The sequence below is a fragment of the Chitinibacter tainanensis DSM 15459 genome (assembly GCF_000429785.1).
In the GTDB taxonomy this organism is placed as follows: Bacteria; Pseudomonadota; Gammaproteobacteria; order Burkholderiales; family Chitinibacteraceae; genus Chitinibacter; species Chitinibacter tainanensis.
In genome coordinates this window covers 212,837-228,520 of sequence record NZ_KE386951.1, presented here as the reverse complement: position 1 = coordinate 228,520, position 15,684 = coordinate 212,837, and the positions used below count along the sequence as shown (strand labels likewise).

Sequence of the window (15,684 nt, the reverse complement as noted above, 5' to 3'; positions counted from 1 at the left end):
GCCTGCGCCGAGCGGGCACGTGTTTACCAGTTGTCTTCACCGGTATCGGCGGTATCGCCATCGTTATTTTTATCCCAAGCTTTGCGACCGGTATGCCGCAGCTCCAGAATGCCGTTGCCACTTTGCGCGCCTTTGGGGGTCGCGATGAGTGTGAAGGTGGAGCCATCGGCACTGCAGTTGCTCATCGCGATATCGTAATACTTGGTACTGCCATCAATCGGCGACTCGGTATACGGTGGCGTTGGGCAGGTGGATGACGCCGAGTAACGGCTGTTTTCGGTAAAACGCCGCTCAAGGATTTGTGCACTTTGCATTAGCACCCCTTGCGCATCTGCCCGCCGGGTCTTGCGCACGTAATCCTGATAATTCGGGATCGCGATCGCGGCCAAAATGCCGATCACCGCCACCGTAATCATCAGCTCGATCAGCGTAAAGCCGCGTTGTGCCGCCAATGTGCTTGTCATTATTTGATTACCTCGCTCCAGTTCACCGGTACAACCACCCGTGAGTCACACACATTGATCTGAGTGGCATTGCCTAATGGATCAACGTCGATGGCTTTTTCACACGCGCTGGTGGATTTCTTACCGTTATAGTTGCGGCCAAAGCCCCGTTCATCATTCAGGCCGGAAGGAATCGAGCCTTTAATGGTGGTGGTCCCGTTCGGGGTGGAGGTGGTCGACAAAAAGCCGACATTATTAATGCTAACTTTGGTGCCTGTGCCGCTATTGGTAATCACAAAGCGCGGGCGCGATTGGCCACCATCATCCAGATTCAGTGCCATCAGCCCCGATTTAGAGGTAAATGCGCAGCTGTTGCTCACGTCTTCGGCTGGCGTCATGGTGTTAAAAATCACCGTGCCGCCCGAAATCCGTGGCATCCCGACGTGACGCTCTTCCCCAAGTGGGAAATTGGTATACCAGCCATATTGAATGCCAGCTGTGTATTTATTGTCATCGGAGCAATTACTCTGGAAAGTGCCATCCTCTTTTTTCGGCAGGATACAGCGGTATTTCTCAATGTCGCTGAGCAGCAAGCCGGGGATATTTAATTTGGTCAAATCAGCGCTATTGAACTGGGCAATTCTTTGCTCGACCAGGCTGGTGAGCGCAGGTGGGGTGTAGCTATTGCCCACTGCGGCATTGGTCATTACCCCATCGCTGCCGATGCTCAGTTCTGGATCAACAATGCCATAGAAACTATTGGCATCTGCTTGTCCGGTACAACTGCTGTTATAACGGTCGCAGTCTTCATAAAACTTGCCGGTGCCGAAATACACCATCAGCCGTTTATTTGTGATGCTGAGTGAGGATTCGGCCTTTTTCTCCATAGCGATCGCCGGTGGGCTTACAATCGATTGTGCCTTATCACTTCGCACGGCACGGAACATCGGTTTACCACCGAGGCCAACCCGCCATTGCGCGGAGTTGGTGCTGCTCACATCAAATTTCCACAGATTGCCAAACATATCCCCAGCATAGATGTAATCAGCGGTGCCGTTGCTATCAATATCGGCCGCAGTTGGGGCTGATAGACCATTGCTATTGCTGAAAAGACCATTATTGCCCGCGATGGTGGCATCGACCGTCAGTTTCACCACTTTACCGTTCCACCCACTGCTGCCCGGGCCAGAAACATCCAGCATAAACAGGGTGGCACTGCCCGTGGTGCTATTTAAACCATTGCCAGTAATCACATACCATTTGCCATCATTCATCTTGGTAATGAGCGGGCTAAATGGTTGGTAACCCATATCCGGGCTGCCTTTGGCGGTGTCGTTGCTATTGAAAAATTCCCAGCGGGTGACGCTGGAAATCACCGACGAACCCACGCTCAGCGGATTGCTAATATCCAATGCAAACAGCCCTTTGCCGCCAAAACCAGCGGTAGCGGCCAGTAGAGTGCGCCAAGTGCCATCGTCAGTTTTAACATCCTGCACGGCGGTTTGGCCATTCAGGTAATACTCGTGGCTATATGATTGCTCTTCGAGTTTGCGCAGCTTGTCGAATACAAAAGAGGGAATATAGCCAAAGCGCTCACGACCATTGTGTTCCTGATTGGTGACCACATCGTCCATAAAGGCGTGATACACCCCGCCATTGGCGCCGGCATACACGAAATTAATCCGGCTGGCCTGTTGGTTGGCAAACGCTGCGTAGCCTGTATCGGCATAATAGTCGGCGCGTGGTACAGGCCCCACCGCGTAGGGTTGAGCGTCCAGAATGTCAGCAATGTAGTTGGTTTCATTTCCGACTTGTTCGCGCACCCGATATTTACCGCTGGTGGTCCCTTCGTTGCTGTTGTCGCCACGGATGTATTTGGCGCGCGCTTCCATGCGCGGGGTTACCACAAAGCCACCAGGGTCGCCATCTGGGTAATTGAGGGCTGCTTTTTGCGCCGATGAGAGTTGCGCCATTTCGGCGGCTGCATCAAAGGCCCGGCCAGTGCGGGTGTCCGGGTTCCAGGACATCAACACCCGTTCGATCGGTGGAATGAGCTTGCCGGGGTCGTTAGCATCCCAGTACACCGTACCCAGTTGCAGGCTATCGGTATTCAGCGCCAGAGCCGACAGATTACCGCTCCATTGATTGGCTTTGTAGGCGGTACGGTAAATCCGGTACTCCGAACTTTGCGAGCTACTACCGGCGGTGCTACCCACTGGGGCACTGGAGCGGGTGGTGGAGTCGATCCGCGAGAATGCCCGATCTAGCTGTTCTTTCAACTTCAATGGATTGGTAACCAAGAAGTAGTTATCCGGTACTCCATCACCATCGGCATCCCATTCGGCAATGTTATCCAGAACATCTTTGTTGGTACTCCCTTCTGCGTCATCATCAATGAAGCCACCGTATTTAGCGGCGTACCAAAGTGGTGACTTCAGGTCGGTGATGGTGCTCGCCGCACTATTGGGCGTGAAGGTACGGGTGTCGGTGAGTGCACTCATATTGCCGGTGGCGCCGAACGGTGTGCCCGATGGGTTGCCAGTAGTGGCCGGCAGCGCATCCATCCAGTATTTCACATCGCGGCCACCAATATCTTTTACCACCAGATACACGCCATCTTTGGTCGAGCCAGACACTACATAGCCCATATGCTGATCAATCCCACCTGCGGCGTAGGTCGAATTGACCTTTACTTCGATGGTGTTGTTGGCCAAGAGGCGAATTTCATATTCGGCGATGGCATCCATATCATGGTCGCCACCGTATTCCACATCTTCAAAGTTGATGCGGAACTTATAGTAAGGGCGGCCAGCATTGATCGATGTATCAGTGGCAAAGCCGGGTACATTGCGGATGGTATCGATGTAAAAATCGACAATCTGATTGGTTGGCCGATAGTCGCCCTGATTACCGGTGCCACCGCCATTGGAAGGCGACTTGGCAAACGGCGTGAAGACTACTTTTTGGCCCGCTACCGGAATCTCGATTTTGGGCAGGGCTGAAGCCAGGGCGATCGAGAAGGTGCTAATGGTTTGCTTCGATGGCGCTGCATTGATGTCGTTTTTGCGGGCAAAGTCTGCCACAGCCGCGCTGTAGAATGTCCCGGCTTTGCCTGGTTCTTCTGGCAAGCCTTTTAGGCCAAAAAAGCTGCTAGCGGCTTTGGTGGTAGGGGCCTGATCATTATTCGTGCCATTCTCACCAATGATGACATTCTTGCTGCCTGAGCCAAATTCGCTTTGCCACATGGCATTCAGAATGCTCTGAATATTGAAGCTATTGCCGTTCAGGCTGGAATTGCTCAAATTGCCGTCGAAATTGGGATAAATATCGGATAGCAGGGTGATCACGGGCTTGGCGCAGACGTGGTTGCGGCGTTGCGAACCATTCATGCCATAGGGGTCGGTCCAGGCGGCGACCGAGAGGCCAACGCCGGCGCCTTTGGCATCGCTGGTATAGCCGGCGCTACCACCGGCATAGTATTTCACGGTTTCCCACAGCATTTCTGCTACCGGGTTGCCCCAGCTACTGCAACGGCCATTGTTCAGTTGCTTAGAAAACGCATTGCCATAGCTACAGTCATCATCATTGGTACTGACGCCGTAGTATTCGCGACTATTCGAAAAACCCTCGATCCGCATATTGTCGATATTGCGGATGATGCCAACGGTGCTGGTGAAGGTGCCATTGCTGGTGTTGATTTCGTCGCTGATGCTACCGATATTTTTACGCAGTACCCCGCCTTGGGTGTTGTCTGAGTAGCTGCCGGTAAAGAGCCCAAAGCGCATGCCATCAGCATCGCCGTATTGCTGGATCAGGCCATAGGGCTTGTAGGAAGTGCCATAGCGCTTGCACTCGTCCTCGAGCAGACCGGTTTTGCAGACTTGTACGCGCACGACATAATCAGTGAGATCGCTGGTCGGGATGTTCACGCGGTTATTCGAGCCATCCGCATATTGGGCATCCGCCACCGGGCGCTCGATACTGAGCCATTCCCATACCCGGCGGTTGCTGTCTTTAATGGTGCGCAACAGCGGTGGGTTGAGATAACTGGTCTGGCAGCCATTCGGGGTGCAGCGCGTGGTGTTGGCAAAGAGGTGGCGCCGACCGGATGCAGGCAAAGCCATTGGGGTATAGTCCTGAATGTCATAGCCATCAACGGCTATACTCATATACTCCTTGCCCCAGCTGTGCGCATCCTGCGGGATGAATGTGCGTTCTAGAACCGTGTCGCTGGCGGTATCTGTACTGCGTTTTCCGCCATACAAGACCCGGCGAATGGCATCAATCCGTGAGGTGGTGAGGTAGTTGAGGAAGTCACCACTCCAGCGCGCACTGCTGAAACTGCGGCATTTTTTATTGGTGGTGGTGTTAATGGGTTCAAAGCGCGAGTTACTGCTGTTGTAGCTGTAGCACTTATAGCTATCGAAATAGCCGTAGTAATCGATCTTGAAGTTGCCTTTACCTTCGCCATAGCCGGGTTTGACCCGCCAGCCTTGGTAACCCACATCGTAAACGCCATCCCCATCCAGATCGGATGCGTCATTGTAGGCCTCATAATAAAGCCGATGATCTTTACCCAACACCAGCATATTCAGCGGTGGCTCGTTGGATGACTGATACAGCGGGGTGAATGGATCGCGCCCGCCCTGGGTCAGGTTATTCAGTGCCACTGCCTGCGCGAATGCGGGCAGAAATAGCAGGCTGAGCATGAGAGATAAAGTGGTGCGTTGCATGATCAGACTCCTTAGCTCTCGCAAGCTTTCACAATCGATTTCAGTAATACCGAGCTATTGGCGTCGGCGCCGGTGCCTTGCGCCCAGATTTCGTAATAGGTGCAGTCGCCTTGGACATTGTTATTCATATCGCGAATTGCCCAGCGCGGCTGAGCGGCTACGCCAGCCACGGTTTGGATGGCAGAAGCATTGCCACTTTGGGGTTTATTGCAACTCGTGTTGTTGATGGCACAGGTACCCGTGCCACTACCCCAGTTGGTACTATTGAGCAGGTAGGTTTTGGTGGCGTCTTCTTTGTTGCACAGGCCATTACTGCAGCCTGAGGCTGGAAAAATCACTTCTTCGGTTAACTGGGCTTGCGCACGGCGCATGGCCAGCTGGGCCATTTCAAATGCTTGTGCACGGGCGCGGTTATTCCCGGCCGAGTGCTCCCGTAAGGTCGCGCTGCGGACGGCGTAGACCACCGTGATGGTGATCGCCACCAGAAACACAATGCTGGTGATCAGCACAAAACCATGCTGGGTATGCGTTGAGCGCATGTGGCCTCCCTAATTGGTCTTGTTACGCAAATACAAAGTGGTCGAGAAGGTGCGGTAGAGATGACCGTCACTATCGTCCACTGATTGTTGTGCGTGGTTAGGGAAATTGCAGTTCAGGTAGGTTTTGCCCGAACTGCTCACGGTAATTTTGTCGTCACTGCTGCGCACGACCATACACGCGCGTACCGCATAGACATTGGCCCAGTTGGTGGGGCTGTCGGTGTAGCTATCGGCCAGCCGGTCGCCATCGCTGTCCACGCCATAGGTGAGCTTGAAATCAACGATATTGTCCGCCAGCACCTGCGAGTTACTCACCGTCGTGCCGGCGGTATTCAGTGTGCCGCAGCTGAGCTGGTTGTTTTGAAAGCTGAGCCGATAGGCATATTGCTGGTTGAGTTTCAGCGCCGGGTAATCGGCATTGCCGCTCGTGTCTTGCGCACAAGTCACCATATTGCCTTCAGTGTCACCCAGAAAGCGCAGGTCGACGCTGGTACTGGTGCCTTTGATAAAGGCGCCAGCCGTCATGCCATAGCCAGCCGGAAAAGCTGTGGCCGCCGCCGCGGTCATATTGGCGGTATTTTGAAAGCCCGCCTGATAAATCATGCGTTGCAAGGTTGCGAGCGCATATTTGCCATCTTCGGTCATCCGGGCCAGCGCAGTCTGGCTGCGAAAGGTTTGCCGGGTTTGCAGATAAATATTGGCGATCCCCAGTGTGAGCAACAAAGCCAGCGTTAAGCCGACCATCAGTTCAACGAGGGTGAAGCCGGATTGGCGAGGTTTAAACATGCTGCCCCCCTAGGAAATCGTCAGCGAGAAGCGGGTTAGATCCGGGGTGGGATCCTCTTTGGTCGGCTTTTCGTCCTGCCACCAAATTTTGACGACAAAGGGTGCTGTCGCGTAGGCCGCATTAGTGCTGGGTAGGCAGCCGGTTTTGGCTGCGAAATCTTCGCTGGTGCTATCGCGTACGGGTTCAGTGCCGTCGTCTGGCGTCGTATCACGGCAAATAACCGCCCCGCCAGTACTACCGAGGGGGAGCGATGCCGCCACGAGGTCAAGCCAGGCTGCGAGCTCCGCGCGGGCGAGGGTTGTGCTATTGCTGCTGCTTTCTGGGGTGTACCCGGTGGCGTTTGCACAGCCAAAACGGCTGGTAGTGGTATTGAAGGTGCAGGTAAAACGGGCGTAGTCGGGTGATTTGGGCAATAGTGGTGCGCCAGTGCCGTAGTAGCGGGCATCTGCGCCCGCTTCGGTGGAGGCAATGGTTTTGGCCCGATTGGCCTGTACCTGCTCAGCCAGACTGCTGGCTAAATCGCTGGCCACTGAGCGTAAATAGGAGCTTTGCGTCGCGCGCAGCGAATACGCCTGCAACGAGGCTAGCCCCAAAATCCCTACCGCCAGTACCACTAACGATACCAGCACCTCGATCATGATCATGCCACCTTGTTTCATTGCGGGCTCCTAGCTGCAGGTTGTGCCCAGATCACGACGGATGCGGCCAACCTTGTCGACCGTTACTGTGCGTGCCTTGGCGCCGCTGTTACATAGGGTAAACACGGTATCGCTGCTGCCGGCTAACACCACTGAACGAAAGCGCAGCGCTTTGGTGTTGTTGCTCACGCTGATGCTGCTGACGTTTTTCACGGCATGGCCGATCTGCAGCAGTGTTTCGCCCGAGTCGTAGCTACTGTCGCCATCTGCATCCAGAAAAACGAGCCAGCCTGTTGTCCAGTTGGGCGTGCTGGTGACGCAAGTTGGCGTATCGGCCGTTGGGTTGGCCGAGTTGCAGACCGAAATACTGGTGCCACGTTTGATCGCCTCGGTTTTGGCGTAGCTAAACACATTCAGCAAATCTTCTGAGGCGCCGCTCAGGGCGCTGTTTTTGGCAAACATGGCTAAGCTGGGGGCGGCAATCCCGGCAATAATGCCGAGCAAGGCCACCACGATCATCATCTCGATGAGTGTGAATCCGATTTCTTTGCGCACTGGGATACCCTCTAGTTTTCAAAATATTAGAATATTCTGATTTTCAACGTAAATAGGCGCGATACCCTTAATGAATAAACCATCTTGACGCGAAGCCCAATTTGGGCTGCTTAACGTGAGGCTTTGGTGAATGGAAGGTCGGCAGGCGAAGCCTATGTAAGTTATTGCGAGATTAAGTAAGGGCGGATGCGGTGAGGTTTGCGAGTGTGGATGATTTTAATCTAATGATTTTTATGCATTTTTATTGTTGTCTTTGCTGTCCGTTGGTATGAGGGTGGCAAAGTGTAACAAGAACAGCCGCTGGTGCTGCAGCACCTGCCGTTTGGCGGGTGTCTGAACAAAAAGTGCTGGAATATTGCCTTGATAAGGCGATGTGTTTCCAAAAAGAAACACTTTGGAGGGGCGGGAGAGATCCCCGAAGTGAAATAGCCCTCAGGCGAGGCGATGGCCGGTGCGCGCCGGCTATTGCCGATTAGGCTGCCGGCGAGGGGCTGGCTTGATGCTGCAGCACATAGCGTTTGAACTCGCTTGCGGTAATTGCTGGCGACCACAAAAAGCCCTGGCCTTGCTCGCACCCAAGCTCTTGCAGCTTGGTTAGGGTGCGGGTGTCCTCAATCCCTTCTGCGATCAGGTGTAGATTCAGGCTATCTGCCACTTGAATAATTGCCCGCACAATGGCCTCATCGTGCGCATCATCGCTCAGGCGACGTATAAATGATTGATCAATCTTGAGACGCTCGACTTCAAAATGCTTGAGGTAGCTCAGATTGGAATATCCCGTGCCAAAATCATCAATCGAGAAACTGATGCCTAGGCTACGTAGATTTTGCAGAATGGTTTTCAGGTGGGCCGAGTCTTCCAGTAGCAATGATTCGGTAAGCTCTAGCTCCAGCAGGTGCGCCGGTAAGCCGGTTTGTGCGAGGGCGTGATTGATTAGCTGCTCCACATCGCCACGGCGAAATTGGATCGGCGAGATATTAATCCCGACCACTAATTCACCAAGGCCTTCGTCTAGCCAATACTTGGCTTGTCGGCAGGCCTCCAGCACAATCCATTCACCCATCTCGACGATCAGCCCAGAATTTTCTGCGACCGGAATAAACTTCCCTGGCGGGACTAAGCCGAGCTCGGGGTGGCGCCAGCGCACCAGCGCCTCCGCGCCGATAATTTGGCCGCTGCGCAAATCAAATTGGGGTTGGTAGTGCAGGGTGAATTCCGATTTGATCAGCGCCACGCGCATTTTCGAGGCCAGCTCCAGTTGCTCCGTGGCTTTGGTGTTCATGCTGTCATCGTAAATCCGGAACGCATTGCGCCCGGCGCCTTTGGCCCGGTACATCGCCATATCGGCTTTTTGCAGCAGGCTATCAAAGTCATCCTGCTGATCGTGGGCGACGGCGACGCCGATCGAGCAGGTAGCGGTAATGTTCAGCGGGCCGAGGGCCAGCGGCTCGGCCAGACGCTGGATCACCTGCTTGGCAATGTCGGCGGCGATTTCCGGTGCCGGAATGCATTCCAGAATAATCAAAAACTCATCCCCGCCTTGGCGCGCTACCGTATCGCTTTCACGCACGCAGGTTTGCAACCGCTCGCTCATGGTGAGCAGCAGCTGATCGCCGGCGGCATGCCCCAAGGAGTCATTGATGGTTTTGAAGTTATCCAGATCGATATACAGCAAGGCGGTTTGCTTGTGCGCACGGCGGGCCAAAGCCAAGGCATGCTCGCAGCGATCGCGCGCCAGTAGCCGGTTGGGCAGCTTGGTGAGTGCATCGTGGCTGGCCAGAAATTCCACTTCTTTTTGAGAGCGCCGTACGCGTTGATTTTCGCTGCGCAGCGAAGCTAGGGCATGGCGAAAATCGCGCATGATTAAGGCAATACTCATGCTCACCGTCACCATAATCAGGGTGACATCAATCCAGAATGGCCAGCCGGGGAGCGCATCCTTGGCCACGCGCCAGCCTTGTGCCTCGGCAATCACCAGTAAGGTGATATTGAGCATGATCAGTGCAAACTCAAGCCAGAATAGCCACGGTGCACACAGTAGGCCGGTAAAAACCATGAGGGCTGGATAGGCCAGTAGTGTCGGGTCGTGGGTGCCGGTACTTAGCCAATGAATGGCCGCCAGCACGGCCAGTAGGCTGAGGGTGAAGGTGGCGGATGCTGCTTGGGTATAACCGCGTTTGGCCATGCCGTAGGCGCCTAGCGTCAGCACCGCACCGCTCACCAGTAAAATGGCATCACGCCAGTTGCCAAAAAACACATTGTGCGCGCTGCTGATCAGCAGGGCCACGATGGTAATGGTTATAAATTGCCCGAGCCGTCGCCGGCGGATGCCTTCCGTGTTGGGGTCAGAGCTGAGCAGGTATTTGCGCATGCGGGCGGGTGGTCAGAGTGAGGGCTTTTGCTTATCGGCAATGCGCCGCAATATTAAAGGGCTGGGCGATAAAAAAACGGCCCGAAGGCCGTTTTTAATAGCGCAATTTTATTGCAACTTGGCCAGTTGCGCGGCCAGTTTCGCCAATTTGTCATCCAGCTCGGCCAGCTGTGCCCGGTCTTTTTCGACCAAGTGCGCCGGTGCTTTGTCGGTGTAGCCTGGTTTTTCCAGCTTGGCCACCAGCTTGTCGCGGGTGTCGGTGGTTTTGCCGATTTCCTTATTCAGGCGGGCGGTTTCAGCGGCTTTATCCACTTCCACTTTCAGCATCATGCGCGTGGTGCCGGCGACGGCCACAGGCGCATCATCGGCGGGCAGCGCGGCCACGATATTCACTTCCGACAGTTTGGCCAGCGGCTTCAGATAAGGCGCAAACTCGGCCATCTCTGTGCTGCCTTCGAGGAACATCGGCACTTTTACTGCTGGAGATAAGCCCATTTCACCGCGCAGATTACGGGCGGCAAAGGCCAAGGCTTTCAGGGTTTCGACCTTGGCGTCGGCGACCGCATCCACCCGTGATAGATCTGCCACCGGCCATTGGGCCAGCATCAGTGATTCGCTGTCTTTTTTGCCGGCCAGCGGCGCCACGGTTTGCCACAGCTCTTCGGTAATGAACGGCATAATCGGATGCGTGAGGCGCAGAATCGTCTCCAGCACCCGGATCAGCGTGCGGCGGGTGGCGCGTTGCTGCGCTTCGGTACCGGTTTGGGTCGATACTTTGGCCAGTTCAATATACCAGTCGCAGTATTCGTTCCAGACGAATTCGTAGATCGCTTGCGCTGCCAAGTCAAAACGGAAGGTGTCGAGCGCTTCGGTGACCTGGCTTTCGGCTTGTTGCAGGCGGCCAATAATCCACAGATCAGGGAAGCTGTAATCCAGCTCGGCGCCGTCTGCCAGGCCACAATCTTTGCCTTCGATGTTCATCAGCACAAAGCGGGTGGCGTTCCAGATCTTATTGCAGAAATTGCGATAGCCTTCGCAGCGTTTCTGGTCAAAGTTGATCGAGCGGCCCAGTGAGGCCAGCGACGCAAAGGTAAAGCGCAGCGCGTCCACGCCATAGGCTGGGATGCCATCGGGGAATTCTTTCTTGGTTTTTTCGGCAACTTTTGGCGCTTTCTCTGGGCGACGCAGACCGGTGGTGCGTTTTTCCAGCAGCGGCTCTAGCGCAATGCCGTCGATCAAATCAACCGGATCCAGCACATTACCCTCGGATTTGGACATTTTCTGCCCTTCCGCATCACGCACCAAGCCATGCACATACACATGCTTGAACGGCACTTTGCCGGTGAAATGCGTGGTCATCATAATCATCCGGGCCACCCAGAAGAAAATAATGTCGTAGCCGGTCACCAGTACGGATGATGGCAAGAACGCCGCTAATTCAGGGGTTTCCTGCGGCCAGCCTTGGCTCGAGAACGGCACCAGCGCCGAGCTAAACCAAGTATCCAGCACGTCGTCTTCGCGGCGCAGCGTTTTGCCCGGGGCTTGCGCCTGGGCTTCGGCTTCGGTGCGGGCGACATACACTTGGCCATCTTCGTCATACCAGGCCGGAATCTGATGACCCCACCACAGCTGGCGGCTGATACACCAATCCTGAATATTATTCAGCCAAGCGTAATAGGTATTCACCCAATCAGCAGGCACAAACTGCACTTCGCCGTTTTTCACCACGTCGAGGGCTTTGTCGGTAATGCTGCGGCCATCCTCGGTCGGTTTGCTCATCGCCACAAACCATTGATCGGTCAGCAGCGGCTCGATCACGGTGCCAGTACGGTCGCCGCGTGGCACCATCAGTTTGTGCGGTTTGGTGTCCAGCAACAGCCCTTGTGCTTCCAGATCAGCCAGCATGGCTTTGCGGGCGTCGCCGGTGGTGAGGCCGGCGTAGGCGGCCGGTAAATCGAGACTGCCCAAGGCGGCACCATCAAAGCTGAAGATCTGGGCTTTGGCCAGAATCGTCGCTTGCAGGCTCATCACATTGATCAGTTGCGTGTTGTGGCGTTTACCCACCTGATAGTCGTTAAAGTCATGGGCCGGAGTGATTTTTACAAAACCGGTACCGAAGGCCTTATCCACATATTCATCGGCAATGATCGGAATCTGCCGGCCAGTGAGCGGCAGCTCAACCTGTTTGCCCAGCAGATGCTGATAACGCTCGTCGTCCGGCGCAATGGCCACGGCCACGTCGCCCAGCAGGGTTTCCGGGCGGGTGGTGGCAACGATAATGAATTCATCGGAATCCACCACCGGATATTTGATATGCCACATCGAGCCGTTTTCTTCTTCGGAAATGACTTCCAGATCGGAAATGGCGGTGCCCAATTTGGCATCCCAGTTTGACAGGCGTTTGCCGCGGTAGATCAGGCCTTCGTTGTACAAACGCACAAAGGCTTCGATCACTGCGGTCGACATGCTGTCGTCCATGGTGAAGTATTCGCGATCCCAATCCACCGAAGCGCCCATGCGGCGCATTTGCTGGGTGATGGTATTGCCCGATTCCTGTTTCCATTCCCAAACTTTGTCGAGGAAAGCGGCGCGGCCAAATTCATGGCGAGAAGTTCCTTTGGCATCCAGTTGGCGCTCGACCACGATCTGGGTGGCGATCCCCGCGTGGTCGGTGCCCGGCAGCCACAGGGTGTTTTCACCCTTCATGCGGTGGTAGCGGGTCAGACCATCCATCACGGTCTGGTTGAAGGCGTGGCCCATGTGCAGCGTGCCGGTCACATTGGGTGGTGGCAGCTGAATGCAGAAGGCCTCGCGGGCGAGGTCCATATTGGGCTTGAAGTAACCCTGGCTTTCCCAGAACGGATACCAGCGTGATTCGATATTCTGTGGTTCGAAGCTCTTGGCGAGTTCCATGTCGGCGTGCTCAAAAATACGCGAAACCCCAGATTATACGTCAGTTGCGCAAGTGGGTGCGCGTGGCGGCAGCGTGAAGGGCTAGATGGGATGCGGGGTAGCGGTTTGGTGGGCAGGTATTGCCGCTGAAGCCTTTATTAATGAGCTTTGGCAGGCAATACCCTTAGTTTGCGAGCTTAAAGTAGGCCTTTGCTGCGCAGCTCGGCCTGCACCAACTCGCTAATGCGCGGCGCGAGCTGGGCTTCCAGATCAAGGCTGATCTGGGTGGTGAGCTTGCGGAGCGTTTCTTCATACAGCTGATTCATCAGCGTACTGAAATGCTGTTTAGCCAGCTGCTCGACTTCGCTGGCGATATCTATCGCCAGCTGCGCACCGACCATGGCCGTGATGTCATCAATCGCATGCTGATTGAGTGTTGGGGGTATAGCTTCGCTTGGCTCATCCGGTAAGGCTGCTGTGGCGATACTGGCAGGGGTATCGTGGCCAACCGGCTGCGGTTCGGGGGCGCTGCCTGCTGTGGCAAGTGTTTGCGGTGGCAGCTCAGGTGTGGGGCTTGCCGTTTCCGCGGTTGCCGGCAACGGGGCTGAGCTTGTGCTTTCGGTGCTTGCTTCTGCCAGAGTCGGGGCGGCGGCAGGGGGGCGCATCGCTGGCTCGATAAAGCTCAGGCTGGGTTCGCTGGCATCCAGATCAATATGCGCTTGCGGCGCGGCCGGAGCAGCGTATAAAACCAGCTCTTCTTCATCGTCCCAGTGCAGGCTGGCGCTGGACGGTGTGGTATTGGGTTGCGGTGTTTTGCTCGTCTCAAAGCTGACGCTGGCGGCGGGTGGCAAATCGGGCACAGCGGCCCATTCCATCGCGCCGGCGGCGGACGCGGCGGGTTGCTCAGGCGCGGCCAGCGGTGAAGCGATGCGATGCGTACCGTCCGCTAAGGCGTCAGGTGTTTCTGCCCCTGCGCTTGCCGCTGGCTTTGAAGCTAACCCGGCAACCATGCCGGTGTTGGTGCTGTTTTGCTCTAGAGGGGTGTCGTTCAGGCTAAGGGCCTTGGCCTCCAGCGCGGGCGCTGCCCACTCGGTGAGTACGGGCGCAGCGGGCGCCAGATCGGCAATGGTCAGGTGGATTTCATCCCCAAGACTAATGCTGAGTTCATCCTCAGTCACCAGTGTTGGCGCTAGCTCGCTGGCTAAATTGGAGGTGGCCGGCAGGCTGAAGTCTGAACTGCTGACTAGATCGGGCTGCGCGGCGCTTGGCTGGGGTTCGGCGTGCAGGGGCTCTGCGTGCAGGGGCTCTGCGTGCAGTGACGATACTACCGGCGGCTCAGTCAGTGTTGCTGGTGGCGCCACTTCGATGACTTCGCTCTGTTCGGGCGCAAGTGCGATCTCGGTATCGGCCACGCTCAGCGTGGTGTCGTCTTGCAATTCTGGATTGCTGTCCAAGGGCTGGAGTAGCGCGTCCAGATCGAGTTGCGGAATTTCCGCCGCAGCGGCGCTGGTTTGCGCCAGCACTTGCTGGAAGTCACCAATCGTGACCGGCTCCGCCACGCTCAGGGTGGGCAGCTCGTCCAGTGGCAAGACCAAATCGGTAGCGATAAATTCTGGCTCAACCAGCGCTTCAGGATCGCGTGGGGTGTGGATGGCCAGCTCGGGTAAATCCAGCAACTCGCGGGGGGGCTCGTTCAGGGCGGTGAGATCGAGCAGCGGCAAATCCAGAAATTGCGGCGCACTGTGATTGGCTGCGGTGGCCGTAGGTGCGCTAGGGATGGTGAAGCTGGGGGCGCTGCTTTTCGGGCTTGGCGTCTCAATGCGTGGCCAGCGGGCGGCGGTTTCAGGCCGGGTTGGGCTAGCTGGGGCAGTGGCCGGCTTGGCTTGCTCAGCAGGCGCTACCGCGGGCTCGGCCGGTACGGGGGCATTCGCTTGTGCTTCGGCGCGGGCCGGGTTGGGGCGAAACGGCAGCGGTTCGATATCGAGCGAAGGCTTGGCTTTGCTGGCGACCAGCGGAATTTCGGCATCGAGATGGCTAATGTCCGGCTCGCGATGATCGTGCACCCATTCGCGCTCCAGATGGGCGATTTTGTCGGCCAGATCGAGCTCAACCACCTCGGTCAGCGCGGGAATATCATCATCACTGACCGGCTGCGGGGCGCGGGCCACTTCGGTGAGGACCGGAATATCATCCTGCTGCGGGGCGGCACCATGCCGATGGCGGGCCATCAGGGCATCCATCTTGTTAAAGAGTGGATTGACCGAATCGTCAGCCGGCGGATTCTGCTCGGGCACGGTATAGCTCCTGCATGTCGGTGCCCTGCGGCGCGTAGCCTAGTTGTTTGTAGGCAGTCCAGCGCCGGCGGGCGGCCAGTTTTAGGTCTTCATCAGTATCAACAATTTCGATCAGACGGGCGCAGCGCTCAAGCTGGGTGACAACATGGTCAGTCCAGTTGAACAGCACATCGCGATCGTGCAGCAATTCTACCCGGTGATCAATCACGATGGGTGTTAGCCCGACCATTGCATCATCGGCGGCACAGTGGGGCAGAAAGCCGGTGGCGGGCACTTCCCACAATAGGCGATCCAGCGCGGCGCTGGCGGCGGGCGAGCCGGTGAGGATCCACACCGATTTGCCAGCGGCAATCGCTTTGCCAGCCAGTTGGCACAAGGCGCTTTCGCGCGAGCTTACATTAAAATAAAACGAGATTACGGTCATGGTGTGCT

General features: G+C 56.1%; 10 protein-coding genes. All 10 read right to left on the bottom strand.

Annotated features, from left to right (window positions below; all coding sequences use genetic code 11):
- Positions 1–23 precede the first annotated feature (23 nt).
- A complete protein-coding gene (locus G482_RS0110535; RefSeq protein ID WP_034619497.1) occupies positions 24–464 on the bottom strand; it encodes a type IV pilin protein in 441 nt (146 codons plus the stop codon).
- Complete coding sequence (locus G482_RS18240; RefSeq protein ID WP_051258927.1) at positions 464–5,176, bottom strand: pilus assembly protein; 4,713 nt, start codon at positions 5,174–5,176, stop codon at positions 464–466. Before G482_RS18240 ends, G482_RS0110535 begins: the two co-directional genes overlap by 1 nt.
- An 11-nt stretch (positions 5,177–5,187) precedes the next feature.
- Positions 5,188–5,715, bottom strand: a complete 528-nt coding sequence (locus tag G482_RS0110525; RefSeq protein WP_028449998.1) for a pilus assembly PilX family protein — start codon at positions 5,713–5,715, stop codon at positions 5,188–5,190.
- 9 nt (positions 5,716–5,724) lie between these two features.
- Positions 5,725–6,501 (bottom strand): PilW family protein, encoded by a 777-nt coding sequence (locus tag G482_RS0110520; protein ID WP_028449997.1) that lies wholly within the window; start codon positions 6,499–6,501, stop codon positions 5,725–5,727.
- 9 nt (positions 6,502–6,510) lie between these two features.
- Positions 6,511–7,161: a type IV pilus modification protein PilV gene (pilV, locus tag G482_RS0110515; protein ID WP_028449996.1), complete on the bottom strand. Its 651-nt coding sequence runs from the start codon at positions 7,159–7,161 to the stop codon at positions 6,511–6,513.
- 9 nt (positions 7,162–7,170) lie between these two features.
- On the bottom strand, positions 7,171–7,695 hold the full coding sequence (locus tag G482_RS0110510; RefSeq protein WP_028449995.1) for a GspH/FimT family pseudopilin: 525 nt from the start codon (positions 7,693–7,695) through the stop codon (positions 7,171–7,173).
- A gap of 472 nt (positions 7,696–8,167) precedes the next feature.
- Positions 8,168–10,066, bottom strand: a complete 1,899-nt coding sequence (locus G482_RS18235) for a putative bifunctional diguanylate cyclase/phosphodiesterase (RefSeq protein WP_051258926.1) — start codon at positions 10,064–10,066, stop codon at positions 8,168–8,170.
- A gap of 108 nt (positions 10,067–10,174) precedes the next feature.
- Positions 10,175–12,979 (bottom strand): valine--tRNA ligase, encoded by a 2,805-nt coding sequence (locus tag G482_RS0110500; RefSeq protein ID WP_028449994.1) that lies wholly within the window; start codon positions 12,977–12,979, stop codon positions 10,175–10,177.
- A 176-nt stretch (positions 12,980–13,155) separates the two neighbouring features.
- Positions 13,156–15,252: a hypothetical protein gene (locus G482_RS0110495; RefSeq protein WP_028449993.1), complete on the bottom strand. Its 2,097-nt coding sequence runs from the start codon at positions 15,250–15,252 to the stop codon at positions 13,156–13,158.
- Entirely contained in the window at positions 15,227–15,676 is a 450-nt protein-coding gene (locus tag G482_RS18230) for a DNA polymerase III subunit chi (protein WP_051258925.1), read from the bottom strand. Before G482_RS18230 ends, G482_RS0110495 begins: the two co-directional genes overlap by 26 nt.
- Positions 15,677–15,684: the final 8 nt, after the last annotated feature.